The 25899-nt window shown below is 43.2% G+C and carries 24 protein-coding genes; 17 read left to right on the forward strand and 7 right to left on the reverse strand.

Translation table 11 applies throughout. The features are described 5' to 3' along the window. The first annotated feature begins 62 nt into the window (after positions 1–62). Positions 63–1328, forward strand: coding sequence for an OprD family outer membrane porin (locus JFY49_RS02075; RefSeq protein ID WP_086195281.1), 1266 nt, complete (start codon positions 63–65; stop codon positions 1326–1328). A gap of 293 nt (positions 1329–1621) precedes the next feature. Next, positions 1622–2479 (forward strand): alpha/beta fold hydrolase, encoded by an 858-nt coding sequence (locus JFY49_RS02080; protein ID WP_180043082.1) that lies wholly within the window; start codon positions 1622–1624, stop codon positions 2477–2479. A gap of 58 nt (positions 2480–2537) precedes the next feature. Here JFY49_RS02080 and JFY49_RS02085 read toward each other — a convergent pair whose 3' ends face one another. After that, complete coding sequence (locus JFY49_RS02085) at positions 2538–3209, reverse strand: DUF1345 domain-containing protein (protein ID WP_180043083.1); 672 nt, start codon at positions 3207–3209, stop codon at positions 2538–2540. Between the two features lie 259 nt (positions 3210–3468). On the opposite strand from JFY49_RS02085, the gene JFY49_RS02090 reads away from it, so the two are divergent. Next, positions 3469–4497 carry an IS701 family transposase gene (locus JFY49_RS02090; protein ID WP_007116247.1) on the forward strand — a complete coding sequence of 343 codons (1029 nt, stop codon included), beginning with the start codon at positions 3469–3471 and terminating at the stop codon, positions 4495–4497. 105 nt (positions 4498–4602) lie between these two features. On the opposite strand, the gene hcaR is transcribed toward JFY49_RS02090, so the two are convergent. Continuing rightward, on the reverse strand, positions 4603–5502 hold the full coding sequence (hcaR, locus tag JFY49_RS02095; protein WP_086195284.1) for a DNA-binding transcriptional regulator HcaR: 900 nt from the start codon (positions 5500–5502) through the stop codon (positions 4603–4605). Between the two features lie 282 nt (positions 5503–5784). Between hcaR and hcaE the strand changes: the two genes are divergently transcribed. From hcaE to JFY49_RS02140, 9 genes are all read left to right on the forward strand, one after another. Continuing rightward, positions 5785–7152, forward strand: coding sequence for a 3-phenylpropionate/cinnamic acid dioxygenase subunit alpha (gene hcaE, locus JFY49_RS02100; RefSeq protein ID WP_086195285.1), 1368 nt, complete (start codon positions 5785–5787; stop codon positions 7150–7152). Further along, positions 7149–7667 carry a 3-phenylpropionate/cinnamic acid dioxygenase subunit beta gene (gene hcaF / locus JFY49_RS02105; protein WP_086195286.1) on the forward strand — a complete coding sequence of 173 codons (519 nt, stop codon included), beginning with the start codon at positions 7149–7151 and terminating at the stop codon, positions 7665–7667. Before hcaE ends, hcaF begins: the two co-directional genes overlap by 4 nt. Then, the gene (hcaC, locus tag JFY49_RS02110; protein WP_076752998.1) at positions 7667–7993 is read left to right on the forward strand and encodes a 3-phenylpropionate/cinnamic acid dioxygenase ferredoxin subunit; all 327 of its coding nucleotides are present in this window, start codon (positions 7667–7669) and stop codon (positions 7991–7993) included. Before hcaF ends, hcaC begins: the two co-directional genes overlap by 1 nt. A 2-nt stretch (positions 7994–7995) precedes the next feature. Next, positions 7996–8811, forward strand: a complete 816-nt coding sequence (gene hcaB / locus JFY49_RS02115) for a 3-phenylpropionate-dihydrodiol/cinnamic acid-dihydrodiol dehydrogenase (RefSeq protein WP_086195287.1) — start codon at positions 7996–7998, stop codon at positions 8809–8811. Between the two features lie 69 nt (positions 8812–8880). Continuing rightward, complete coding sequence (locus JFY49_RS02120) at positions 8881–9846, forward strand: 3-carboxyethylcatechol 2,3-dioxygenase (RefSeq protein ID WP_086195288.1); 966 nt, start codon at positions 8881–8883, stop codon at positions 9844–9846. A gap of 4 nt (positions 9847–9850) precedes the next feature. Further along, positions 9851–11077 (forward strand): 3-phenylpropionate/cinnamic acid dioxygenase ferredoxin--NAD(+) reductase subunit, encoded by a 1227-nt coding sequence (hcaD, locus tag JFY49_RS02125; protein WP_200223539.1) that lies wholly within the window; start codon positions 9851–9853, stop codon positions 11075–11077. 290 nt (positions 11078–11367) lie between these two features. Continuing rightward, positions 11368–12279 carry a DMT family transporter gene (locus JFY49_RS02130; protein WP_086195290.1) on the forward strand — a complete coding sequence of 304 codons (912 nt, stop codon included), beginning with the start codon at positions 11368–11370 and terminating at the stop codon, positions 12277–12279. Between the two features lie 278 nt (positions 12280–12557). Next, complete coding sequence (locus JFY49_RS02135) at positions 12558–13496, forward strand: cation diffusion facilitator family transporter (RefSeq protein ID WP_086195291.1); 939 nt, start codon at positions 12558–12560, stop codon at positions 13494–13496. A gap of 75 nt (positions 13497–13571) precedes the next feature. Beyond that, the gene (locus tag JFY49_RS02140; protein WP_086195292.1) at positions 13572–14627 is read left to right on the forward strand and encodes an MBL fold metallo-hydrolase; all 1056 of its coding nucleotides are present in this window, start codon (positions 13572–13574) and stop codon (positions 14625–14627) included. Between the two features lie 22 nt (positions 14628–14649). Here the strand turns inward: JFY49_RS02140 and JFY49_RS02145 are convergent, their stop codons facing one another. Further along, positions 14650–15051, reverse strand: coding sequence for a DoxX-like family protein (locus JFY49_RS02145; RefSeq protein WP_180176488.1), 402 nt, complete (start codon positions 15049–15051; stop codon positions 14650–14652). A 370-nt stretch (positions 15052–15421) separates the two neighbouring features. Here JFY49_RS02145 and katG point away from each other — a divergent pair, with 370 nt between their 5' ends. Together katG and JFY49_RS02155 are read left to right on the forward strand one after the other, a co-directional pair. Further along, complete coding sequence (gene katG / locus JFY49_RS02150; protein ID WP_200223544.1) at positions 15422–17614, forward strand: catalase/peroxidase HPI; 2193 nt, start codon at positions 15422–15424, stop codon at positions 17612–17614. Between the two features lie 541 nt (positions 17615–18155). Beyond that, complete coding sequence (locus JFY49_RS02155; RefSeq protein WP_230245703.1) at positions 18156–19124, forward strand: IS30 family transposase; 969 nt, start codon at positions 18156–18158, stop codon at positions 19122–19124. On the opposite strand, the gene JFY49_RS02160 is transcribed toward JFY49_RS02155, so the two are convergent. Both JFY49_RS02160 and JFY49_RS02165 read right to left on the reverse strand, forming a co-directional pair. Next, a complete protein-coding gene (locus JFY49_RS02160) occupies positions 19115–19330 on the reverse strand; it encodes a hypothetical protein (RefSeq protein WP_200223546.1) in 216 nt (71 codons plus the stop codon). The two genes, JFY49_RS02155 and JFY49_RS02160, sit on opposite strands and share 10 nt — an antisense overlap. A 302-nt stretch (positions 19331–19632) precedes the next feature. Beyond that, complete coding sequence (locus JFY49_RS02165) at positions 19633–20253, reverse strand: TetR/AcrR family transcriptional regulator (protein WP_086195295.1); 621 nt, start codon at positions 20251–20253, stop codon at positions 19633–19635. Positions 20254–20347: 94 nt separating this feature from the next. Between JFY49_RS02165 and JFY49_RS02170 the strand changes: the two genes are divergently transcribed. From JFY49_RS02170 to JFY49_RS02180, 3 genes are all read left to right on the forward strand, one after another. Further along, entirely contained in the window at positions 20348–22009 is a 1662-nt protein-coding gene (locus JFY49_RS02170) for an acyl-CoA dehydrogenase family protein (protein ID WP_086195296.1), read from the forward strand. 233 nt (positions 22010–22242) lie between these two features. After that, positions 22243–22623, forward strand: coding sequence for a YkvA family protein (locus tag JFY49_RS02175; RefSeq protein ID WP_086195297.1), 381 nt, complete (start codon positions 22243–22245; stop codon positions 22621–22623). 162 nt (positions 22624–22785) lie between these two features. Next, positions 22786–22977, forward strand: coding sequence for a hypothetical protein (locus tag JFY49_RS02180; protein WP_086195298.1), 192 nt, complete (start codon positions 22786–22788; stop codon positions 22975–22977). A 6-nt stretch (positions 22978–22983) separates the two neighbouring features. Here JFY49_RS02180 and ptsP read toward each other — a convergent pair whose 3' ends face one another. Beyond that, entirely contained in the window at positions 22984–25281 is a 2298-nt protein-coding gene (ptsP, locus tag JFY49_RS02185; protein WP_086195299.1) for a phosphoenolpyruvate--protein phosphotransferase, read from the reverse strand. Between the two features lie 88 nt (positions 25282–25369). Continuing rightward, the gene (locus JFY49_RS02190; RefSeq protein WP_086195300.1) at positions 25370–25846 is read right to left on the reverse strand and encodes an RNA pyrophosphohydrolase; all 477 of its coding nucleotides are present in this window, start codon (positions 25844–25846) and stop codon (positions 25370–25372) included. Positions 25847–25899 lie beyond the last annotated feature (53 nt).

The raw sequence follows: 25899 nt of genomic DNA on the forward strand, positions 1-25899 counted from the left end.
TTTTTTGTGATTGTTTAGCATGATGGCGTCATAGCTTAATTTGATTACTAGGGAATTCAGCCATGCGTCGTCAAAACTTATGGATAGCAATGCTTGCTGCGACAGCAACTTTAGGAACAACTGCATCGAATGCAGATTTTGTTGACGACAGTAATGTCCAATTAAAATTTAAAAACTTTTATTTAGACCGTCAGTATGCGGATCTTCCGCAAAACAACTGGGGTTCTTGGTCTCAAGGCATCACCCTGGATGCCAAATCGGGTTATCAGGACATTGGTGGCGGTATTCAAGTGGGTGCAGACCTTTTGGTGCAGCACGCATTTAAATTGAATGGCCGTGATAAAAATGCGGACTGGGTTTTGCCGCATGATGGTAAAGAGTCGAAAGACAATTTTGGTAAAGTTGGTGCAACTTTAAAAGCCAAAGTTTCACAAACTGAATTAAAAGTCGGTGAGTTATTACCGGTATCTCCAGTACTGGTATTCGATCCATCACGTCAGTTATTGACGACTTATAGCGGTGCATGGTTAGAGTCTAAAGAGATTAAAGATACCAAACTGACAGTGGCTTATATTGATAAGATCAATAACCGTTATGACAACCAGTTCCGTGACTTAACTTTGTTTGCACCTGCTAAGGGCAAAAAGTATTACGATAATGGTGATGCTTCTGATGGCATGTTGATTGCGGGTGTTGATCATCAGTTTACCCCTGAAATTGGCGGTAGCTACTGGTATGCAGATGTTGAAGATATTTATCAGCAGCATTATGTCGGTGCAAGTTACAAAACCAAGCTGGGTGAAAAAGCCAAGTTAGACAGCCATATCCGTTACTTTGATAACTCGGAGTCAGGTGACAAGCTGTATGGTGATATTGATAACCAGGCGTTGTCTGTAGGCGCTAAAGTCAATTATGGCGCACATACTGTTGGTTTGGGCTACCAGCAAATGTTTGGTGATTCTCCGTTCCCGACATTGGGTGGTTGGGTGCCGCAGCCGTACTTGGTCAACTGGGGTGTCGCAACCTTTACCAATACCAATGAAAAATCATGGGGCTTCACTTATGGCTATGATTTCTCTGGGTTGGGTGCCAAAGGTTTAAATGCTACGGCAGTATACTTCACCGGTTCAGATGCTGAGGTTAAAACCTCGGCAGGGATCTTAAAAGACCAGAAATCGGATGAGCTGAATTTGATTCTGAACTACACGGTTCCAGAAGGTAAACTTAAAGGCCTAGGCTTCCAGGCGATGTATATCGATACAGATTTCGACTGGAAATCAGACTTAAAAGAGTACCGTGTAGCGACAACTTATACCTACAAGTTCTAATTAAACAGTGTAATAAAAAAGCGACTTTCAATAAGTCGCTTTTTTTCTATGGAGAGCACTATTTTATTATTAAATGCCTTAATAAAAATAAGAGTTTTGATTTTAATAAAATTTTAAAAAACAAATAGTTAAATTATCGTTTTTTTATAGTATTTGATCGTAAATTTGTATCAGTTTGACTGCTTTGAACAGGTAATATAAGGCAGTAAAAAAGTAAATTTCACCGAGTCAACTTGACGTTAAATTCTGAATCAAGATGGAAACGCAAGCTAAAGACTGTACGAGGAGTATGTATGAGCACTGTTCAAATCCCTGAATATACAACAGATCCATTCTTTGGCTTAGAAGACAAATGGATTGAAACTGCAGAAGGTGAGTTGACTCACTATCACGAAGTGGGTGAAGGTACACCTATCCTGTTCTTGCACGGTTCAGGTACCGGTGTATCTGCTGCGGCAAACTGGTGGTTAAACTTGCCATCAATTGGTGAGCAGGCACGTTGTATCGCTATCGACACTATTGGTTATGGTCAAACTGTAGTTGCACCAAACACAGCTTACGGTATCCGTGCCTGGGTAGACCATGCAGTTCGTACTTTAGATGCATTGGGCATTGAAAAAACCTGGCTGGTGGGTAACTCACTGGGTGGCTGGTTGGCATTCCAATTGGCACTGGATTACCCTGAGCGTGTTCTCGGTATTGTATCTATGGGTACGGGTGGTGCAAAACAGACTGCTGCACTGAAAGCGCATGCGAATCCGGTATTGACGGAGGAAGGCATCAAGAAAACATTGTCTATGTTTGTAGTGAACAAAGACCTGATCACAGACGAACTGGTGAAAGTACGTTTTGCTTCTGCTGCAAATGACTATGCATCGAACCGTTTGATGGACGTAGTGGGCGCACGTGACCGTGACCGTTTCGAATTCCCATTAGACTTCGAAAAAATGAAAGACATCACTGTTCCTGTATTGTTAATTCACGGTACTCAAGATGTGGTGATTCCAGTTTCTCGTACCTGGGATATCCTTAACATTGTACCAAATGCTGATGCACACATTTTCAGCCAGTGTGGCCACTGGTCTCAAGTGGAAAAAGCGGAAGAGTTCAATACAGTGATTAAAAACTATTTAACTGCTCGTGGCGTTTAATCCCGCCGTCTAGCAAATAAAAAAGGACGACCGAAGTCATCCTTTTTTATGCTCTTGCTCAAGGACTGATAAAGTTCGCTGCCACATTGATCGTGATGGCCAGAATGGTGGTATTAAATCCGTAGGCCAGCAGCAGGTGCAGGGTGTTTAGAACCCGCATTGCGGAGTGGGTAATGGAAACATCCGCTGTTTGTGCGGAAGTACCGACGATGTAACTAAAATATAAAAAGTCGGGATAAGTCGGTCTAGGGGTTTTGGGAAACTCCAGCCCCCCTTCATTATTTTTGTCGAGTGCCAGATAAAAGTCATGCGCATAATGAATCGCAAAAATGGTATGCATCAGGAACCAGGCAGAGGTAATGGTCACCATGGATAAGATGACATGAGCGGTTTGAATGAGCGTATTGCTCGGCAAATTATTCACTTCAATAATAAGCGCAATGAAGCAGATGATTAAGGTCAGCAGGACCAGAAAAAGAATCAGCCATTTACTGGCATCTTGTTCCTTCGCACGTTGCAGGATATGCGCATGATCAATGCGCCAGAGTTTTTTCAGAGTGAAAAATAAATAAGCATAAATGACCAGATTCCAGCTCATTAACAGGCTGGTTGACCAGTTCCATGAGGTCATGAACTGAAAAGTAGCATACAGCACAGCAATAAACGGAAAGGTTAGAAAGAAATAAAGATGGTGCTGAATCCCTGTTTTTATACGGCGTAATAGATGCATGAGGGGGCAACCTTTTATCGTTATTGTTGTTTTTTAACATTTTAAAAAGTTTGTGGGAAATTTATTAGACTTAAGTTGTAATTCTCGATGATGAAATGTGATTTATAAATGGCTAAAGAAAAAGTTATGCGTTATTCCCTATAAATAGCGTGTTAATGATAAGAAAAAAGCGTAAGACTTAAGTCTAATCTGGACTAAAAATATAGGACTTACGCATTGACGGATTCAAAAAAGTATTAAAATACTTTATAAAGTATCTGTGATCAGACGAATTAAACATGCTTCTACAGCAACTTGTACATTACCCATTTATATGGGCTTTCTCATGACAGAACCGAACTCTATTAGCTGCACACAACTTGCCGAGACTTATAACATCTCGCATGATAGTGTAAATCGCTTTCTAGAACGTGAAGACTACACACCTCACGACCTATATCAAGAAGCAATTCAACATATTGATAATAATAAACTTATAGTCAGTATTGATGATACTGTTTTAGATAAACCCTATAGTCAACATATGGACTTGGTTAGCTATTTTTGGTCAGGCAAACACCACCGATCCGTCAAGGGTATTAATCTCATTACCTTGTATGCGACAGATCAGAATGGTCAAAATATTCCAATTAATTTCCGAATTTATGACAAATCTGAAAGTAAAACCAAGAATGATTACTTTATGGATATGTTAAGTGAAGTACTCAGTTGGGGTGCAAAGATTCAATTTATTACAGGTGATAGTTGGTATTCATCGACTGGAAATCTAAAAACCATAAGAAAATATGGTATTCGATTTATGTTTGGTATCGACTGTAACCGTAAGGTTTCCCCAGAAAAAGGACAATGGTTTCAACTGCGTTTATTGCCAAATTTCCATCAGGGTCAAGTGGTCTGGCTCAAAGATTTTGGCTTTGTACAATTATTTAAGACTCAGTTAAAAGAACAGCAGAGGTTTTATATTGTGCATCAAGATGAAGATGATTTATTGTCCTTTGAGGGTTTTCATGAATTACATTCAAGTCATTGGAAAATAGAGCAATATCACCGGGTGATTAAACAGGTTTGTCATATTGAAAAGTTTCAAGTAAGACGATCTAAACTGATTTTGAATCATATTTTTTCAGCCTTGATGGCCTACGTCGAGATACAAAAGAACCAGTTTGAGCGGATCTTTGAAAATGTATATCGTTGGCAGAAGAAATTATTTAGACCAGTTATCAAAAACTTCATTGATGACTTTATTCTCGATAAAAATCATCTGCTACCACAGAGAATCTATAAATAATAGTGCGTAAGTCCTAAAATACACAAATTGAAATAAAAAAAACCACCATTATTTATTAGCAAAATAATGGTGGCTTCAATCCGGTGCAAAAGCATAAAAATTTTTTTAAGTGCGGTTTATATTTAGATAGAACACATGGGTCAGCAATTCAATAAATTTCTTCACTGCGATAGAGCTGCTGTTTTTATGGTAACTCACATATAGGTCAAGGTAAGGCAGTTCTACATCTAGGGGGCGAATCACGGTATTTTCCATGGTCAGTGGCGCAACATAGCCCGGCAGAATGGTGCAGCCTAAACCCATCCCTACAGAATTGATGTTAAACAGGATGTTATCGGCCTTTTGTACAATATTGAATTCAATGCCATTGGCATGGGAAAAATCTATAATTGCATTATGTAATGTTAAGGACTGTTCTGCAGCAGGAATAATAAAGTCTATACCATTCAATTCTTTAACAGGAATTCGTTCATACTTAGCCAAGGGGTGGTCTTTCGGTAAAATAAAGATCAGTGGCTCACGTAACACAAATAGACTTTCAATTTCATCACTATTGAGATTGTGCCGGGTAAAGGTGACATCCAGTTCCCCTTTTTTCAGCAACTTCATTTGTTCACTGTTGTTTAAGCTGAGCAAATCGATTTTTAAATCAGGGTTTTGCACGCGTAGATTTGGTAGTACATAAGGGAAAATTTTCATTTCCGCCACTGGAACAAAGCCGATGCGCAGCATTTGCTGTTTAGCTTGCGAAACCTGGCGTGCCATGGCAATCGCTTTATCTGCCTGTGCTAGGGTTAAGCGCGCCTGCTCGAGAAATACGGCACCTTCTTCAGTCAGCTCAACCTTACGTTTGGTACGATAAAGTAGTTTTACCCCGACATCTTCTTCCAGATCTTTAATTTGCTGACTTAAAGAGGGCTGTGCGGTATAAAGCTTTAATGCAGCCTTACTGAAGTTAAGTTCTTCTGCAACGGTGATAAAATAGCGTAGGTGTCGTAATTCCATATAACTCGTCCAAAAGAGTAATCCAAAAAATGTCTTACTATATTTTTGTAGCAGTATAATCTATAAACAACTATTAGGTGAAGATTATTCTGCCATTTAGAAAATAAATGATCTTGTATTTTTCATTAGTGTTTAAATATATAAGCTACAGTTTTAAGTAATTCATAAAATATCTTAATTGAAACAAAAAAAATATTTCCCCAAAACTGGCTAAAAATCCATTATCGCTGAAAAGTTGAGTCTATTTACTTTGTGCCGTTACTGGTCACAGGAGAGCTTTTCATGAGTGGAAAAATTGATGTGCGCGAAATCGACGCTTTAGTCGATGCACAAAATGGACGTATCTCGCCATCTATCTATACAGACCCAGATCTATATGAACTAGAACTTGAACGCGTTTTTGGTCGTACATGGTTATTCCTTTGTCATGAAAGCCAGATTCCTAAGGCGGGTGACTTCTTCAATACCTACATGGGTGAAGATCCGATTATTGTGGCACGTCAAAAAGACGGTTCAATCAAAGCATTTTTAAACCAATGTCGTCACCGCTCTATGCGCGTAAGCTTCGCAGACTGTGGTAATACGCGTGCATTTACTTGCCCATACCACGGCTGGTCTTACGGTATTGACGGTTCTTTAAAAGACATCCCGCTTGAAGAGCGTGCTTACCCACAGGGTGCATGTAAAGAGCAATGGGGTCTGGTAGAAGTTAACCGTGTTAAATCTTACAAAGGCCTGGTATTTGGCTGCTGGGATGAAACAACACCTGACCTAGAAGAATACATGGGTGACATCGCTTGGTACCTGGATGGTGTTCTTGATCGTCGTCCTGGCGGTACTTGCATCGTTGGTGGTGTACACAAGTGGGAAATCGAGTGTAACTGGAAATTTGCTGCTGAACAGTTTGCATCTGACCAATACCATGCATTGTTCTCTCACGCATCTGCGGTACAAGTTCTTGGTGCAAAACCGGATGATGACGCGTCTAAACAGTTAGGTGCGGCACAAACGGCCCGTCCAGTTTGGGAAACAGCGAAAGATGCTCTTCAATACGGTCAACGTGGCCATGGTTCAGGCTTCTTCTTCACTGAAAAACCAGATGCAAACGTTTGGGTAGACGGTGAAGTAGCAAACTACTTCCGTGAAACTTATGAAGAAGTAAAAGACCGTTTAGGTGAAATCCGTGCGCTACGCCTTGCTGGTCACAACACCATGTTCCCGACATTGTCTTGGTTGAACGGTACTGCAACACTTCGTGTATGGCACCCACGTGGTCCAAACAAAACTGAAGTTTGGGCATTCTGTATCTGTGATGCTGACGCACCACAAGACGTAAAAGAAGCATTTGAACGTTCTGCAACCCGTGCTTTCGGTCCTGCTGGTTTCCTTGAGCAAGATGACTCTGAAAACTGGGTAGAAATTCAAAAAGTATTACGTGGTTATAAAGCGCGTCAAAACAAACTCATTATGGAAATGGGTAAAGGTAACGAAAAAGTACGTGAAGATGGTATTCCAGGTATTACCAACTACATCTTCTCTGAAACTGCTGCACGTGGCTTATACCGCCGTTGGGCAGACCTGCTGATCCATGAAAAATGGGAAGATGTTGAGAAAGCAGCTGAAGCATATGAGAAGGAGCTTGTGAAATGAGTCAAATCAGTTTAGAACTTCATCACGAAATCAGTCAGTTCCTTTATCGTGAAGCAAAATTGCTGGATGACTGGAAATTCCGCGAATGGCTGGACGTAATGGCGGAAGATATTTCGTACACGCTACGTACCACGCCAAACGCACAAACCCGTGACCGTCGTCGTTCAGTTGAGCCACCAACAACTTGGGTGTTCAACGACAACAAACATCTGTTAGAACGCCGTGTAGCGCGTCTGGAAACGGGTATGGCCTGGGCTGAAGAGCCTCCATCACGTACCACTCACATGGTGAGCAACGTGATTGTTGAACCAACTGAAGTTGCAGGCGAATACGATGTATACGTGACTTATCTGCTCTACCGTTCTCAAAAAGAGAAAGATATTACGATTTACTGTGGTAAACGTCACGACAAGATCCGTAAAGTCGAAGGTGGTTTAGGCTGGCAAATCTTTGACCGCAAAATCACCCTAGACCAAGTGACCTATACCTCACATAACCTGAGTGTGTTCTTCTGATGAATAAGATTTTTGTTTGCCAAGTTGACGAATTGGACGAAGGCGAAGCATTGAAAGTGGATTGCGGCGTGAACGGTATCGAAGCGCTTGCAGTTTTTAACAATGGCGGTGAGTTCTTTGCAATGAACGACCGTTGTTCACACGGTAATGCTTCTATGTCGGAAGGTTATCTTGAAGATGACGGCACTGTGGAATGTCCACTGCATTCAGCACGTTTCTGTTTGAAAACTGGTCAAGCATTATGCTTACCAGCAACTGATCCAATCCAGACTTTCCCGGTGATTGTGGAAGATGGTCAGTTATTTGTAGAGATGGCAGGAGAGTAATCATGGGTTGGCTACAAGGTGAAGTTGCACTTATTACGGGTGGTGGTTCAGGCTTAGGCTGGGCACTGGTCGAACGTTTCCTGGAAGAGGGTGCACAAGTTGCTGTTCTTCAACGTTCACAGGCAAAAGTTGATGCATTGAAAGCCCATTTCGGTGATCGAGTATTAGCAATTGCCGGTGATGTAGCCAGCTATGAAGACAACGTCCGTGCCGTAAACGCAACAGTTGAGCGCTTCGGCAAGCTTGACTGTTTCGTTGGCAATGCTGGTATCTGGGATCATTATGCAGATATCGTCAATACATCGGGTGAGCAACTGGAAAAAGCCTTTGATGAAATCATGGGTATTAACACCAAGTCTTTAATTCTTGGTGCCAAAGCTGCGCTGGATGCATTGATAGCTTCTGAAGGTTCTATCATATTTACTTTGTCTAACTCTGCACTGTACTCGGCAGGCGGAGGCCCTGTGTACACGGCATCCAAGCATGCTGGTGTGGGTATTATGAAAGAACTGGCTTACGAGCTTGCGCCTAAAGTACGAGTGAACGCCGTTGCACCGTCAGGTATGAATGTCAATATCAAAGGGGCAGCATCATTAGGTCAGGAAAATCTTGGCCTGCTGGATGCGCGTGATCCTGAGAAAATTGCACGTGGCATGCCACTGAACTTTTTGCCTGAACCGGAAGACATGACGGGTTCATACGTGCTGTTGGCATCTCGTCAAAATAACCGTCCTTTGACTGGTGTTCTGATCAATGCAGAATGTGGTCTGGGAATTCGCGGCTTACGTCAGCCTCGTGCCGGTTTCTTTGACGAATAAAAATCTAGTCTAAATCAAATGGACTTATCGGCAGCCTGTTCTGGCTGCCTTCCTTTTAAGGAGTCTCTCATGGCCGTTAAACTTATTTGTGCTTCGCACAGTCCGTTAATGGAATTTGCTTCACCACAAGATCAGTCTAAAGAGCAGAAAGTCCGTGCTGCTTTTGAGAAATTGTCTGCTGAAGTCAAAGCTTACGACCCAACCCTGATCATTACCTTTGGTCCAGACCATTTCAATGGTTTCTTCTATGACCTGATGCCAAGTTTCTGTGTGGGCATTCGTGCCAAAGCGGCAGGTGACTGGGATTATGGTAAGGACAATGATCATATTGATGTGCCTGAAGACAAGGCGCTGGCGCTGGTTCGCCGCGTATTGGACGAAGGTGTGGACGTTGCATACTCATACCGTATGCAGGCGGATCATGGTGTGACTCAGCCTTTACATTTCCTGTGTGAAGGTCAGCTTGATCGTTATCCAACGATTCCAGTTTTTATTAATGGCGCTGCAGCACCCATGCCAACCACCAAGCGTACCATCGCTTTAGGTCGTGCTGTAGGTCAGTTTATCAAGTCTTTAAACCTTGAAAATGAACGTGTTCTTGTACTGGGTACTGGTGGTTTGTCACATGATCCACCGACTCCGCAAATGGGTTCTGTTCCACCAGAAGTGGAAGAATTCCTGATCGCGGGCCGTAACCCAAGCCCTGAAGCACGTAATGCCCGTCAGGCCAAAGTGATTGCTGTAGGACAGAAGCTTGCTGCAGGGGATACCTCAGTTTCTGTACCATTAAGCCCGGAGTGGGATATTGCATTGCTGGAGAAATTCAAGAATGCAGATTTCGCTGCACTTGAAGCCATGACTGAAGCTGACATCCGCCGTGACGGTGGCCGTGGTGGTCAGGAAGTCCGTTCATGGATGGCTGCATTCGCTGCCCTGCATGAAATGGGTGAATATGACATGACGACACATTGCTACGAAGACATCAGTGAGTGGATCGCTGGTTTCGGCATCGTATCTGCAGAGTTAAAAGGTTAATGACATGAGCAACATCGAAACCATCGTAATTGTAGGTGCTGGACAGGCAGGTGCAAGTGCGATTTTAGAACTTCGTGCCAATAAGTACGAAGGCAAAATCATTTTGATTGGTGATGAAACGCATCTGCCTTATGAGCGTCCACCATTATCCAAGGATGTGATTCTAAAACCTGAAGAAACCAAGATTGAAATTCTGTCAGAACAGAAACTGGCTGAACTTGGTGTAACAACTATTCGTGGCAATGGCGTTGCTAAAATCAATGCCGAGGCTCATACAGTTGAACTTCAAAACGGTGACGTTGTTGCTTATGACAAGCTATTGCTTGCAACAGGCGGTGCAGCACGTCGTTTGCCAAACTTTGATGCGCTGGGTAAACATGTGTATACCCTGCGTAATCTTGAAGATTCACAAGCACTGGTACCTGTGCTTCAAGCCGGTCAACGTATTGTGTTGATTGGTGGTGGGGTGATTGGTCTTGAACTGGCATCATCTGCACGCTACAAAGAATGTGAAGTGACTGTGATTGAACAGGGTCCAATGGTGATGGGTCGTTCATCGCCACGTATCCTGAGCGAATTCTTGTTGGCACAGCAACGCCGTGCTGGTGTAGATGTGCGTCTGGAAACCAAGATTGCAGACTGCAAGCTAGACGGTGAAGAGGTTGTCGTGACCCTTGAGGGTGGTGAAGAGCTTCGTGCCGATGCAGTGATTTACGGTATTGGTATCGTACCGAATGCTCAGCTGGCGGTTGAGGCTGGCCTAGACGTTGATTTTGCGGTTAAAGTCAATGAAAACTGCCAAACTTCAAATGCTGACATTTATGCAGCAGGTGATGTCGCGACTCAGCTTCGTGAAGATGGTGAATACCGCCGTGTCGAAACCTGGGAAAATGCCAACCTTCAGGCAGGTATTTTCGCGCGTCATGTGATGGGTGTAGAGCATCCGAAAGCCAATCCGGCATGGTTCTGGACCGATCAACTCGACATTAACTACCAGTTCGTGGGCGATATGGCTGCAGCTGAATGGCATGTTCGTGGTGAAATGGATGCAGCCAAAGGTGCAGAGAATTCATTTGTGATGTATGGTGTGACTGACGGTCAAATCGTTGCCGGTATTACGGTCAATGCGGCCAAAGAAATGCGTCATTTGAAAAAAATGATCAGTAAAAATACCGCTTTTGAAGCGGAAAAACATCTTGATTTAAGCCTGGATTTACGCAAAGTGGCTTAAGTTTTATTGAGATATTTTTGGACAGACCTATGTTTTGCATAGGTCTGTTTTTTTATGTCTTTGCCTTCATTGTCATGACTTCATGTGTCAGTGTGATTTAATATATTTTCGTATAGGTGATTGTTATTTTTCAAAGAGGAAAAGTAACAAAAATCTTCTGTAGTGCTGAGGGGGATGTCTATATCCCCCAGTACCACAGGCGGCATCCATGCTGCCATCAGTGTTGTTGATTGCGGATTTGAACATAAATTTGGTTCGCTTCTTTTTGATAAATTTTAATTGAGCAATTTATGAGTTCAAATTCATCTTCCATGATGGTCATGGCAAGTATTTACGCTTTATTGGTATTCATCTGGGCAACTACGCCACTGGCAATTGTCTGGAGCGTGCAGGAAGTCCACCCGATGTGGGTGCTGATCATCCGTTATTTCGGCGCGTCGCTGATTGCCTTGTTCCTTTTAAAGCTGATGCGTGACCCGCTGCCTTTTGATCAGACTTCTTTAAAAAGTTATGTGGCGGGTAGTCTGAATTTAATTGGTGCGCAGCTGTTTATCTATCTTGCAGCCAATTATCTGACTTCCGGGTTAATGGCCCTGATCTTTGGTTTTTCACCGCTAATTGCAGGCTTGATCGGACATGTGATTTTAAAAACGCAAAAACTGATCTGGCTACAATGGCTGGGTATGGCGATTGCGGTTTCCGGTCTGAGCTTTGTCTTTGCCGATTCTGCCGACAGTAAAGTCAACCCGATTGGTGTAGTGTTGATGCTGATTAGCATGGTGTCTTATATCAGCTCGATTTTCTGGGTCAAACAGATTAATGCTCCACTCAAACCGATGTCACAAGCGACCGGTTCACTGATGGTCTCAGCCGTGGGTTCACTGCTGATCATTCCATTTATCTGGCAGCATTTTCCAACGGCGCTGCCAAGTGGACGAGCCATGATTGGTTTTATCTTTACCATGATCATGTCTTCCATTGTGGCCATGCTGTGTTATTTCTGGCTGATCAAGCGTTTGAATGCCTCGACCGTGTCGTTGAGTAATGTCATGACCCCGGTGATTGCCCTGATTTTAGGTGCCACCTTGAATAACGAACATATCAGTCCGAATGCCTTTTTTGGCATTGTGGTGGTGATGTTCGGCATTGTGATGTATTTCTGGAAAGAATGGCGCCAGCAGTATTTTTCTAAGCTGCGTTAATACAGCAGGATAAATAATATAAAAAAAGGAAGTTTAGGCTTCCTTTTTATGAGCTTGCAATCTGCGTGAATTGTGAAAATGCATTATATTTCATCACAGCGTTTCACATGAAACATCAATATACGCACTGGCGAAATAATCAACAGTTACGCTAAAAACAACAAAAGAATAAACCACGACAGCAACCACATTGAGTACTATGCAAAGAGCTATAAAAATCAAATAGATCTATTTGATAACAATAACGCTTAACAAAAAAACACCCGGGACAAATTTGAATGTCTGATTCGAATAAGATTGTGGTCTATGCAGCACTGGCAGGTAATCTGGCGATTGCGCTGGTCAAGTTTGTGGCTGCCTATATCACCAACAGTTCGGCCATGTTCAGTGAAGCTATTCACTCGGTGGTAGACACCTTGAATGAAATTTTGCTGCTGTATGGCATGAAAAAATCCCAGCAGCCTGCCAACTATAAGCATCCTTTTGGTTATGGCCGTGAGCTGTATTTTTGGGCCTTTATTGTGGCATTGATGGTTTTTGCACTGGGTGCGATTGTGTCGATTTATCAGGGCATACAACATGTACTTCATCCTGAAGCAATGCTGAATCCCACCATCAACTATATTGTGTTAAGCATCGCCATCTTGTGTGAAGGCACCTCGTGGTTGGTGGCCTTAAAAGCATTCCGTAAGGTGAAAGGCAAGCAAGGTTATTTCGAGGCTTTTCGGCACAGTAAAGATCCCACTACCTTTACCGTACTGTTTGAAGATACTGCCGCGTTATGTGGTCTGTTGATTGCCCTGATCGGGATATATCTGGCCCATGCCTTGAATATTCCTGAACTGGATGGCATGGCCTCGATCTTGATTGGTCTTGTATTGGCGGTTTCTGCTATTTTACTGGCACGTGAAACCAAGGGTTTATTGTTGGGGGAAACGGCCGATCCGCAACTGCGTAATGATATCTTGCTGATTGCCCAGGAAGATGAAGCGGTACAGTCAGCCAATGGCGTGCTGACCGAACAGATGGGCGCGCATCAGGTGCTGGCATCGTTAAGCCTGGAGTTTGAAGACAATTTAAGCTCGGATGACATTGAAGCTTGCGTCAATAGAATTGAAGCGAAAATCAAACAGATTCATCCGGAAATTGTGGCATTGTTTATCAAACCGCAAACTAAACAGGTGTGGTTGGAACGTATGCAAGGACGTTTAGAATAAAACGTGATATATATGTCAGTGCATTCAGAATACCGGATTTTGAATGTTGAGGTCAGACTAAGAAATTGAATCTACATGAAGCAGAAGCCTGAGCAATTACACTTTCAACTCCCGACCAAAGCATGCTGGTCACATACCTGGCGTCAGCCTTCATTTCAGTTTATGCATTCCAATCATCATGATGGTGAACGGTTCTTCAATGCCTTGCCCAGTCCTGCAGGGCGTGGACGGATCGAGCTGATCAAGTGGCTGCTTAGCCGCAAGTCATCGACCTGGAATGTCGATATAAACAAAGAACAAGCCGAATTCCATGCCAGCAAACGCACCATTCCCCAGAACCGTCCAAACGCCAGTATAGACGACTGGCAAGTGTGGTTTGTCGGGCATGCTACGGTACTGTTACAAATCGGGCCCTATAATCTGCTCACCGATCCGGTCTGGTGTGAACATGTCAGTCCCCAGCAGGGCAAAGGTCCGAAGCGGGTCATTCCGGCGGGAATTGCCCTGGAAGAATTACCGACCATTCATGCGGTGCTGCTGAGTCATAATCATTATGACCATATGGATCTGGCCAGCCTGGAATGGCTGCATGATCAATTTGCCATGCCGATTTATACCGGACTGGGCAATGCGTGGTATTTGCCGAAAATTTTTCATGTGCTGGAAATGGACTGGTGGCAATCTTCCTTATTGCAGGATTTAAAAATTATTTATACCCCGGCACAGCATTTTTCCGGTCGCGGCTTGCGCGATCACAACCGGGCACTGTGGGGTGGTTTTTCAGTGTTAGCCGGAAAAGATCATTGTTTCTTTGCCGGAGATAGCGGCTATTCACCGCATTTTAAAGAGATTCAAAACCGTTTGGGGGCACCGCGTATTTCATTGTTACCGATTGGCTCCTACCAGCCGCGTGAGCTGATGAACTATATGCATATGAACCCGCAGGAGGCTTTTCAGGCGCATCAGGATTTACATTCCAAATGTTCGCTGGCGATTCATTACCGAACCTTTCAGCTGACCGATGAAAGCCGGGAACAGCCCGAACTGGACTTAAAAGTGGCCATGAAAAATACCTCCAAATTAATGACCCCCTTTTACTGCATTCGCGAAGGACGGCGTCTGGTGGTTTGATCTTGTTTAAGATGTTTATTTCTTAAGATGACGCTTGGCTCAGCTTTAACAGTTGAATAGCAAGTATTGAAAGGCAAATCATCGCCATATTCATCACGACCGGGTTAAATGCGGAGCTGAGTTGCAAGGGACTGGTGAGTGCAATCAGCACTAATAATCCGGCTAAACCTAAAATATTCAGCTGATGGATGACGGCTGCTTTTTGCCAAATAAGGAAAGTACAGCCAAACATCATTTCAATTATGCCTGACAGGGTAACCGCCATTTTTGCCAGAGGGAGTTCTAAACCCATGCTTTGCCAAATGGCGATTTCTGCAGCTGACTGAAACAGAATTTTCGGAACCAACCCCTGATAAATCCAGAGTGCAGCAAGCGTGATCTGAATGAGCCGAAGCGGTTTTTCCAATAGAGGCTGATGATTCACGAATGGCAGGTTCCAGAAAATACGGTCTGTTCTCAGCAATAGCGATCATGCTTGATCGATATGATGTGAGGTATTCTTGCTTGTTACGACTTCACTATAGCACATTATTTTTAATCAGAAATATTGTCCAAAATCTCAAATCCTGATCGTCTTTATCACCAATTGATAAAGCAGTTCTAAAAATTTGATCTCTTGTTGTGAGGGTTGATAAATCCTGTTTTTAAGCCCGTTTTAGAATAGGCTTTTTCGATCGTTTTCATTCGTATAACTTGCTTTCTATTGTCATAAAAAACAGCTATTTTGATGATGAGTTAGAAATTTTTAACGGTTCATGACAATCGTCATTTTATGATTAATTTGGAGCTCAGATATGAATAATGATACGAAAACTGCAGGGAAATGCCCGTTCCACCAAGAAGGTGCGAATACCAATGCCGCCAGCTCAAATGCGGCTTGGTGGCCGAATGCTCTAAATCTTGACATTCTTGCTCAACACGATAAAAAAACCAATCCGATGGACCCGGATTTTGATTATGCCAAGGCATTCAATTCACTGGATTTAGAAGCAGTGAAACAGGATTTACGCGAACTGATTAACAGCAGCCAGGACTGGTGGCCATCGGACTATGGCAGCTACATTGGCATGTTCGTGCGTACTGCCTGGCATTTGGCAGGTTCTTACCGTAAGCAGGACGGTCGTGGCGGTGCCAATACCGGTAACCAGCGTTTTGCGCCACTCAACAGCTGGCCAGATAACGTTAACACCGATAAAGGCCGCCGTCTGCTTTGGCCGATTAAGCGTAAATATGGCAATAAAATTTCCTGGGGCGATCTGATCATCCTGGCCGGTACAGTGGCGTATGAAGAAGCCGGTCTGAAAACCTTTGGTTTCGGTGGCGGTCGTCAAGACATCTGGCATCCTGAAAAAGACGTCAATTGGGGTTCTGAAAAGAAATGGCTGGATGCCACCAAAAATCGTTATGAAAATGATCAGGACCGTAAGTCATTAGACAATTCGCTTGCTGCCGTGCAGATGGGCCTCATTTATGTCAACCCTGAAGGGGTAGATGGTGTACAGGATCCGCTGCGTACTGCACAGGATATGCGTGTAACCTTCGACCGTATGGGCATGAATGACGAAGAAACTGTGGCCTTGACTGCAGGTGGTCACACCATTGGTAAAGCACACGGTAACGGCAAGGCTGAATTGCTTGGTAAAGACGTTGAAGGTGCAGATGTCGAATTCCAGGGCCTAGGCTGGCATAACCCTGAAGGTACAGGTAACGGTGCCAATACCATGGTCAGTGGCCTGGAAGGGGCTTGGACCACGCATCCAACCAAATGGGACAATGAATTCTTCTATTTATTGTTCACCTATGAGTGGGAAAAAACCCTCAGCCCGGCAGGCGCGAAACAATGGGAACCGATCAACATCAAAGAGGAAGACAAACCTGTTGATGCACACAACCCGAATGTCCGCCGTAACCCGATGATGACCGATGCCGATATGGCACTGAAAATTGATCCTGAGTATCGTAAAATCTCTGAGCGTTTCTATAAAGACCCAGCTTATTTTGCTGAAGTGTTTGCGCGTGCATGGTACAAGCTGACTCACCGTGACATGGGGCCAAAATCGCGTTATTTAGGTGCCGATGTTCCTGCTGAGGATCTAATCTGGCAAGACCCGATTCCATCGGTGAACTACGTGTTGTCTGAAGCGGAAATTGAAGACCTCAAAGCGAAATTGCTGAACAGCGGTTTAAGCACAGCCGAGTTAATCAACACCTCTTGGGACAGCGCGCGTACTTTCCGTGGTTCCGACTATCGTGGTGGTGCGAACGGTGCGCGTATCCGTCTCGCTCCGCAAAAAGACTGGGTAGGTAACGAACCTGAACGTTTGGCGAAAGTGTTGGCGAAACTTGAAGAAATTCAGGCCGGTCTTGAGAAGAAAGTCAGCATTGCCGACCTGATTGTACTGGGCGGTACGGCTGCTGTTGAAAAAGCAGCTCAGGCTGCGGGTGTGGATATTCAAGTTCCATTCACGCCGGGACGAGGGGATGCCACCCAGGAACAAACTGATGTCTATTCATTTGAAGACTTGTTGCCGAAGCACGACGGTTTCCGTAACTGGCTAAAAGAAGACTACATTGCGCAACCTGAAGAATTGCTGTTAGACCGTGCCCAGTTATTGGGTTTAACTGCACCGGAAATGACGGTACTTGTTGGTGGTATGCGTGTACTTGGCACGAACTACGGTGGCGCGAAAGAGGGTGTATTCACGGATAAAGTTGGTGTGCTGAGCAATGACTTTTTCGTGAATTTAACTGACATGGCATACAACTGGAAACCGGTCGGTAAAAACCGTTATGAGATTGTAGACCGTGCAACGGGCACAGCGAAATGGACGGCAACACGTGTAGATTTGGTGTTTGGTTCGAACTCGATTCTTCGTTCCTATGCAGAAGTGTATGCGCAAGATGATAACAAAGAAAAATTCGTGACAGACTTTGTTGCTGCCTGGACCAAAGTGATGAATGCAGATCGTTTTGATGTGAAAAAATAATTTACATTGAGATGTAAAAAACCGCCTTGAGGGGCGGTTTTTTTGTGAAACATTGATACCTCATGTAAAACCTGAATTTTTAACCATTCAGCTTTTTATTGATTATAAGTTATTGATATTATTTAGTTGCTTTTGTATGAGGTGTATGATGTTAATTTTAGAAAAACTATAAGATGTTTACATAATTAGTAGCTATTCATTTATGGGTTTTTATTTCAATGATGTATTGTTCAACATAATTTTTCAGAATAAGAACTCTTATTCTGTTTAAGCTATATTTTCCCTAGGCAATTCTCAACTGTTTCTACTCTTAAGCTATTAATTTGTTGAAGTTTTAATTCATAGTTCTTAGGTTTAGGATATTGATAAACCTTATCAATAATATTATTACTTATTCTAATAAATTCTTGGGGATCAGGAAAATTCGGAGGGCAGAGTAAAACTTGAAGTGCGACATAAACCACCTAATTAATTTAAAGGGTTTATGGAGTATATAAAATTGTCATACCATCATCTTAACTTTGAAGATCGTACTGCATTAATGCTTGAGTCAAGAAAAGAAGGCTTTTCAGCCAGAAAATTTGCTGAACTCATTAAAAGACATCCTAGTACGATCTATCGTGAGCTTAAAAGAAATAGCATCAATGACGTTTATCAAGCTCAATATGCTTCTGATAACACCTTCGCTAGACGTAGACGTGGTCACAGAAAACTCAAAATCGATTCAATCCTCTGGAAATTTATTGTTGAAGCGATCCGTTGTTTATGGTCTCCTCAGCAAATAGCAAAGCGTTTAAAGACATTTCCTGATTTGGATCAAACAATGAATGTAAGCCATACAACGATTTATTCAACGATACGAGCATTACCAAAGGGTGAGTTGAAAAAAGACTTATTATCCTGTCTGCGTCATGAAAATAAAAAGCGAAAAGCTAACGGTGAACCTAAAAAAGATTCTATATTACAGGATATTAAAACTATTCATGAGCGCCCAGCCGAAGTTCAAGAAAGAAAAATACCGGGTCATTGGGAAGCTGATTTAATTAAAGGTAAAGACAATAAAAGTTCGATAACAACACTTATTGAACGAAATACACGGCTCTGTATCTTGGCAACATTACCTGATGCAAAGGCAGAATCAGTGCGCAAGGCTTTAACTGAAGCTCTGAAATATTTACCTGCAGAACTGCGTAAAACGTTGACCTATGACCGTGGACGCGAGATGGCAGAACATAAAATACTTGAAGAAGATTTAGGCATAGATGTATATTTCTGTGACCCACATTCACCCTGGCAAAAAGGCACATGCGAAAATATGAATGGTTTAATTAGGCAATATTTACCTAAAGGGATTGATTTAAATCAGGCAGATCAGCATTATTTAAATCAAGTTGCCATGTCACTGAATACTCGTCCTAGAAAAGCGTTAGATTGGCTTACACCATTAGAGAAATTTGCTCAGCTTGTTGATTATCATAAGACTTTTCAAACTGTCGCACCTCATGTTTGAATTCGCCAAGTGTTATTTATAAGACTGATAATTTTAGCTATTACTTCATCTTTTGATAATTTTTCTTCTATCCTAGATCTGTAGATGAGATCTGACATCTTTCCCATCCCTATACATTTTTTCGCAACTTGTTCACTATATATTATTTCAGCCTTAGCTATTGAAAAGGATAAAAAAATTACAGCTATTTTTATTATATTTTTCATATTTATAAAGTAAAAAAAATAATTTATCTGATTCTATTTTAATTAGTGTATAAAATAAACAGAAATCAGTTTTGTAAATGCTTTTTAATTAGATAAGGCTTGGAATAATCCATCCATTTAGCATTATAGATGTTATACGAAGTGTACTTTTATATTGATTTAAATATCAGTAACTTAAAAAATTAATACTGTACAAAAAACGTAAAAATCCGGCTTTGAAATAAGTCAGTTTTTTTATGAGCGGCTTTGATATGTTATTGCCAATAAAAAAGGATCTTTAACTTTAAAAAAGAACATTTCTACTAGATAGAAGTTAAGTTGATCAAAGTTTGGATAATATCCCCCTCCAACTCATTCCACTCCCCAAAATCAGGCTCCACCAACAAAGTCTGCGACACAAAGCCATAGCAGACTCGCTGCACATTTAAACTCATCCGTTTCAGCTGTTCAGTATCCTGAATAAAAGGTGTAAGAATGCTTTGCCACATCTGCACCATCATCTCATAACTCTTTCTATAACTCTCAATATTCGAAATCTGCCGTTCCAGAAAAAACGTCTGTGCCCATAAAAACTGCTGCGCCTGAATCTGCTCAAGTTGGTAATGAATCACCTGCTTTAAATAATACTGCAAAGCCAAATCTGTGGATAACTTGATCAGGCTGTGTGCATAAGTTTTTAAGTCCTCGGCATTGTTTTTTACGTGTCTGTGAATGGTCAGCGCAACCAAATCTTCCTTTTTAGAAAAATATTCATAAAACGTGCCCAAGCCTACACCGGCCAAATCGGTAATTTCCCGAATGGTAATGTCATGTGCAGCACGCTCATGCAAAAGCCGAACAAAACTGTCCTGCAAGGCTTCCTGTGTCAGCTTGGCTCTGGACTGACGCGGCTTACGCCGTACTTGAATCTGTGGATTTTTCATAAAAAGTTTGACCCAACAAAGCCGAACATCCCGTGGCTATTTTTTCTCTATACTGGAATGAAAAGCCCAGAACAACAAGCAGGAAATATAGACGATGCATATATCTAATCAGGCATGGATGACCCATCAAATCAGCAACCAGTTTGACGAACTGCAAGATTACAATTTATTTTCATCAGATACGGTTTTACATGAAATATTGAAGCGTTATGGCAGCCATGATCAAGCAACCTTGTGTGATATGGGTAAAGTGGTGGGATTAGCCGAATATTATCAATATGCCGATTTAGCCAATAAGCACACGCCTATTTTACATGCCTTCGATGCCCGTGGACGCCGTAAAGACTACATTGAGTTTCATCCTGCCTGGCACAAATGGATGGCTTTAAATCGCAAGTTCGACAGCCATGCCCATCCGTTTAACCATGCAGAATCATCTGCCAAATGGGTGGACTGGGCAGCACGTTTTTACCTAAGTGGGCAGGTTGAGTGTGGCAGTCTGTGCCCAACTTCAATGACCCTTGGCAGTATTCCCCTGATTCAGCGTGAACCTGAACTGTGGGCCAAGATTGGCGAGAAACTATTATCTACCGAATATGACGAACGTGACCTACCGATTGCACAGAAAAAGTCGATCTGGCTCGGTATGGGCATGACCGAAAAGCAGGGTGGTTCCGATGTGCGTGCCAATGAAACCTTTGCCGTACCCGTTAGGGAATCAGGTCGAGGGCAGGCTTATTTGCTGACCGGGCATAAATGGTTTTTCTCAGCTCCGATGTGTGATGCACATCTGGTGGTGGCGAAAACTGAGCAGGATGGCTTGGCCTGTTTCTTTGTCCCGCGCTGGCTGGAGGATGGAACCAAGAACCATATTCATGTGCAGCGCCTCAAAGAAAAAGTCGGCAACCGTAGCAACTCCAGTTCGGAAGTCGAATTTAAGGAAGCTTGGGGCATCATGATCGGTGAAGCAGGTCGTGGCATTCCGACTATTATTGAAATGGCGAATTATACCCGTCTGACCTGCTCTGTGGGCAGTACCGCCATGCTACGTCAGGCTTTGGTGCAATGCATTGCCTATACCCGTCAGCGCAAAGCTTTTGGTAAACATTTAGTCGAACAGCCGTTGATGCAAGCAGTACTCGCGGATTTAGCCCTGGAAACCGAAACCGCGATGCACTTAAGTTTTCATCTGGCACATTGTTATGAACGTGATGATGCTTTGTCTCTGGCATGGAAACGTATCATGACACCAGCCTCCAAATTCTGGATCTGCAAGCGTGCAGTCGAATTGACTGGCGAGATGATGGAAGTGTTTGGCGGCAATGGTTATGTCGATAACGGCATCATGGCGCGTATTTTTAAAGAAGCCCCGGTGAATACTATTTGGGAAGGTTCAGGTAATGTCATGTGCCTCGATGTATTGCGTGCCATTGGTCGTGAACCTGAATCCATTGAGTTATTGTTTAAATATCTGGCATCAATTGCAATGCAAGATGAAACCCTAAAACAGGAACTGCAAGAACTGTTTAAACTGTTTCAGCAGCCTGCAGATGAGCTGCAATTTATGGGACGCAGTCTGGTCAGCCGGTTAGTCATTTTAGCCCAAGCGGTCTTGTTGAAACGCTATTCACCTGATTTTGTCGCAAACGGATTTATCAAGTCCCGCTACAGCAAGTTTCATGGGAGAGTGGTGGGGATGATTGCCGCGAAGCAGGTGGATGTAGAGCGGGTGCTGGAAAGGGCTTTGGCAAGTTAAATTATTTTTATACCTCTCCCTTGCGTAGCCGTGCTACTCATCTCCTAAAAGGAGAGGGGATTTTCATTTTAAATTAGGGATTCATTTATATATTAGCCAGATCTCTATTCGCTTCTCTCAATTCTACTTTGCTCAGGCTTGCACAAGCATAAGGTTGAAACTGCAAAATTTATATTCATTTAAGAAAACTTATTTAACATGTCATTTATAAATTTTTGATTTTCAGTACCGGTATGTATCAAAAAATTAAACAATGGGCCAAAACCATTAAAAAAGACGTTCTGGTGGTTTGGCTGGTTGCTAAAGACCAGCGCACACCTGTCTGGATCAAAATACTGGCACTGATGATTGCGGCATATGCGCTATCGCCGATTGATCTGATTCCCGATTTTATTCCAGTGCTGGGCTATCTGGATGATCTTATTATTGTGCCCTTGGGACTGTTATTGGTGATGAAGCTGACACCAAAAGAAATCATCGAAGATTGCAGAATTCGTGCCTCGTTATTGGCAGAACGGCCGGTCAATCGCTGGGCGGCAGCTATGATCATTTTAATCTGGCTGCTTTTTCTGGGCTATTTGGCTATGCATTTTTTAAATATGCCGAAATTCTAATGCTGAGTCCGGGTAAGTACTTAAAATATGATATTAAGTATATGAAATAAATGATTTTTTAATAATTCTATCTAATCTGAAAAACTGCTTGAATTCTATACAAAAAAGCGTAATATCAGCTTGCTATCCAATCTGGATGGTGAATGAAAACAGGTGAGTAAAATGGCAAAGAAAAAAGCTCTGCCAGAGGTTGTGATTCACAACTTTGTGGCAAAACACATGCATGAGGTTAACAAAAGCCAGGTCTTTGTGGACCGCAAGAAAAATGCAAAACGTGGCTATGACAAGCACAAAAAAGGGAGATACTCAAATGACTATCTCCCTTTTTATTTCACTGTATTTTCTTACATCTGAATAGAATTAAGCACCCACAATACGGGTTGCCGATTTCACCATATCGCCCAGACCATGGGTCTTGAAATAATACTCCATCCAGCTTTTCACCATTAGTGGATTACTCATTTTTAATACACGTTCCAGTTGTTCCTGTGCATCGCTCATCGGCACATGACAAATGGCCTTACGCACCCGCAAAATATTGCTTGAACTCATCGACAGGGTATTAAAGCCCATCGCCATCAGCAGCACAGCCGCCAATGGGTCGCCAGCCATTTCTCCACAAATGCTCACCGGTTTGTCATATTTATGACATTCCTGAACCAAACGGCTTAAAGCGCGTAAGACGGCAGGGTGGAAGTGGGAGTAGACATTGGCAACCCGAGGATTATTACGGTCTACAGCAAGTAAATACTGGGTCAAGTCATTTGAACCCACCGAGAAGAAGTCCACCAGCTCAGAAAATTCTTCAATCTGTAATAGCACACTCGGTACTTCAACCATAATGCCAATTTTGGGTTTGGTAATTTTAACCTGTTCTTCTTCCTGCACTGCGGTCCAGTCACGATCCAGCAGATAGAGGGCTTCTTCCACTTCACTGACACTGGTGATCATGGGCAGCAAAATATGCAGGTTATTCAGACCAATACTGGCTTTCAGCATTGCACGAATCTGGGAAGAGAAAATTTCAGGATGATCCAGGGTAAAACGGATGCCACGCCAGCCCAGCGCCGAGTTTTCTTCTTCAATCGAGAAATACGGTAAATCTTTATCTGCACCAATGTCGAGGGTACGCATCACCACAGGTTTATTGGCAAAGTGACTGAGCTGCTGGCGGTAAATGGCACGCTGTTCTTCTTCGCCGGGGAAGCGATCACGTAGCATGAACGGAATTTCAGAGCGGTATAAACCTACGCCTTTAGCACCACGCTGTACGCCGCGAACGACATCAATCATTAAACCGGTATTCACATACAGTTTGACTGCCACACCATCAGGTGTAATGGCATCTTTGGTTTCGTATTGTTTTAAGTCTTTCGCCAGCTGTTCTTCTTCTTTTTGGATTTCTTTATAGCGTGTACGTAAACGGCGCGGCGGATTGATGAACACCCGTCCCTGATGGGCATCGACAATCATCTCCACATCATCCAGGGTATTGATTGGCAGTTCAGTCACACCGACCACGGTTGGAATGCCCAGTGCACGTGCCACAATCACCATATGTGAGTTCATGGCACCTTCGGTGGTGACAATCGCGGCAATTTTATCCACCGGTAATTCAACCAGTGCCGCGGTTGAAATGTCTTCCCCGATCAGAATGCTTTCATCGGTCAGTTCACGATGGCTGGCATCGGCTTCCTGTAAAAATGCCAGAATACGACGACCGAGATCTTTCAGGTCGGACACACGTTCGCGTAAATAGTCATCTTCCATTTGTGCGAACAGGGCAATGTGATTATCAATGACAATACGAACCGCACCCTGTGCCCAGTTACCATCGCGGATTTCAGCCTTAATTTCAGCAGGCAGGGAATTTTCATCCAGCATGCGCAAGAACACGCTAAATAAAGCTCGCTCTTCAGCCATTAAGGCATCCTGCATTTTTTCATCCAGTGCCTGAATTTCCTGACGCACTGCATTTAATGCGGCATCCAGAAGTTCTAGTTCTTCACTGATGTCATCTGCTTCACGATCAGGTACAGCCGCCAGATCTGCAGGCGGGTAGAGAATTACCGCACGCCCTAAAGCAATCCCGCCTGAACCGGAAACGCCCTGAAAGGTTTTATAAGCAGGCAGATTGCTTGGCTTGCGGAACACATCGATATTGCCGACGGCATGGGCATGAGCAATCACACCGGACAGCTGGGCACACAGGGTGACCAGGAACGATTCCGCTGCTTCGCTAAAATCTTGCGGTTCCTTATTTTGCACTACCAATACGCCCATAACCTTACGGCGGTACATCACCGGAACACCCAGGAAGGAATTATAAATTTCCTCTCCGGTTTCAGGCAGGTACATAAAGCGTTCGTGCTTCGGTGCATTATCCAGATTGACGATTTCTTCGCGTTGTCCCACCAGTCCCACCAGACCTTCGCTGGTATGTAAGGAAACATGCCCCACAGCTTCAGGATTTAACCCTTTAGATGCCATGAGCAGATAACGCTGGTTACGCTCATCGAGTAGATAAATGGAGCAGACATCCACGTGCATGGCTTCAGCAACCTGATTGACCATGATGTCGAGTGACTCATGCAAACTGGTGGACGCATTGATTTCTTGCACAATGCGTCTTAAGGTGTCCAGTTGCATATTCGACATAAAATCTGCTCCAAAATAAGTTTAAAACTGTTTTTATTTATAACAACATGCTACTAAAAAATCTGCATTTTCATGCAATTTTTTCGAGCTAGAGCGAGGGTAACTGCTGACACAATTCCACCATCGCCCTTCGGTATACATCGCGTTTAAAATTCACGACCTGACCTAATGGGTACCAGTAACTTACCCATTGCCACTGGTCAAACTCTGGTGGGTCTGACAGGTCCAGCTGAATATGCTTTGCTGGCGCTGTCAGCCTGAGTAAAAACCACTTCTGTTTTTGACCAATACACACCGGGTCCGAATCCGGGCGTATATATCTTTGCGGCAAACGATAACGCAGCCAACCTTTTGTTTGCGCTACAATTTGAACATGTTCGGGCAATAAGCCAACTTCTTCTCTCAGCTCACGATAAAGTGCCTGTTCGGGGGATTCTCCAAACTGGATTCCTCCTTGCGGAAATTGCCAAGCATTGTGTCCAATGCGTTTTGCCCATAAAACCTGTCCAATGTCGTTTGCCAAAATGATCCCGACATTCGGTCGGAAACCTTCTGAGTCGATCATTTGGCTACCTAAATCTTCTGTAATGTATGGCTTTTTGTTCGGGGATTGTTATT

Source organism: Acinetobacter sp. CS-2 (assembly GCF_016599715.1).
In the GTDB taxonomy this organism is placed as follows: Bacteria; Pseudomonadota; Gammaproteobacteria; order Pseudomonadales; family Moraxellaceae; genus Acinetobacter.

Coding starts and splice junctions, on each gene's coding strand:
- JFY49_RS02075 (WP_086195281.1), top strand. CDS start 63: ATGCGTCGTCAAAACTTATGGATAGCAATGCTTGCTGCGACAGCAACT.
- JFY49_RS02080 (WP_180043082.1), top strand. CDS start 1,622: ATGAGCACTGTTCAAATCCCTGAATATACAACAGATCCATTCTTTGGC.
- JFY49_RS02085 (WP_180043083.1), bottom strand. CDS start 3,209: ATGCATCTATTACGCCGTATAAAAACAGGGATTCAGCACCATCTTTAT.
- hcaR (WP_086195284.1), bottom strand. CDS start 5,502: ATGGAATTACGACACCTACGCTATTTTATCACCGTTGCAGAAGAACTT.
- hcaE (WP_086195285.1), top strand. CDS start 5,785: ATGAGTGGAAAAATTGATGTGCGCGAAATCGACGCTTTAGTCGATGCA.
- hcaF (WP_086195286.1), top strand. CDS start 7,149: ATGAGTCAAATCAGTTTAGAACTTCATCACGAAATCAGTCAGTTCCTT.
- hcaC (WP_076752998.1), top strand. CDS start 7,667: ATGAATAAGATTTTTGTTTGCCAAGTTGACGAATTGGACGAAGGCGAA.
- hcaB (WP_086195287.1), top strand. CDS start 7,996: ATGGGTTGGCTACAAGGTGAAGTTGCACTTATTACGGGTGGTGGTTCA.
- JFY49_RS02120 (WP_086195288.1), top strand. CDS start 8,881: ATGGCCGTTAAACTTATTTGTGCTTCGCACAGTCCGTTAATGGAATTT.
- hcaD (WP_200223539.1), top strand. CDS start 9,851: ATGAGCAACATCGAAACCATCGTAATTGTAGGTGCTGGACAGGCAGGT.
- JFY49_RS02130 (WP_086195290.1), top strand. CDS start 11,368: ATGAGTTCAAATTCATCTTCCATGATGGTCATGGCAAGTATTTACGCT.
- JFY49_RS02135 (WP_086195291.1), top strand. CDS start 12,558: ATGTCTGATTCGAATAAGATTGTGGTCTATGCAGCACTGGCAGGTAAT.
- JFY49_RS02140 (WP_086195292.1), top strand. CDS start 13,572: ATGAAGCAGAAGCCTGAGCAATTACACTTTCAACTCCCGACCAAAGCA.
- katG (WP_200223544.1), top strand. CDS start 15,422: ATGAATAATGATACGAAAACTGCAGGGAAATGCCCGTTCCACCAAGAA.
- JFY49_RS02155 (WP_230245703.1), top strand. CDS start 18,156: ATGCTTGAGTCAAGAAAAGAAGGCTTTTCAGCCAGAAAATTTGCTGAA.
- JFY49_RS02160 (WP_200223546.1), bottom strand. CDS start 19,330: ATGAAAAATATAATAAAAATAGCTGTAATTTTTTTATCCTTTTCAATA.
- JFY49_RS02165 (WP_086195295.1), bottom strand. CDS start 20,253: ATGAAAAATCCACAGATTCAAGTACGGCGTAAGCCGCGTCAGTCCAGA.
- JFY49_RS02170 (WP_086195296.1), top strand. CDS start 20,348: ATGCATATATCTAATCAGGCATGGATGACCCATCAAATCAGCAACCAG.
- JFY49_RS02175 (WP_086195297.1), top strand. CDS start 22,243: ATGTATCAAAAAATTAAACAATGGGCCAAAACCATTAAAAAAGACGTT.
- JFY49_RS02180 (WP_086195298.1), top strand. CDS start 22,786: ATGGCAAAGAAAAAAGCTCTGCCAGAGGTTGTGATTCACAACTTTGTG.
- ptsP (WP_086195299.1), bottom strand. CDS start 25,281: ATGTCGAATATGCAACTGGACACCTTAAGACGCATTGTGCAAGAAATC.
- JFY49_RS02190 (WP_086195300.1), bottom strand. CDS start 25,846: ATGATCGACTCAGAAGGTTTCCGACCGAATGTCGGGATCATTTTGGCA.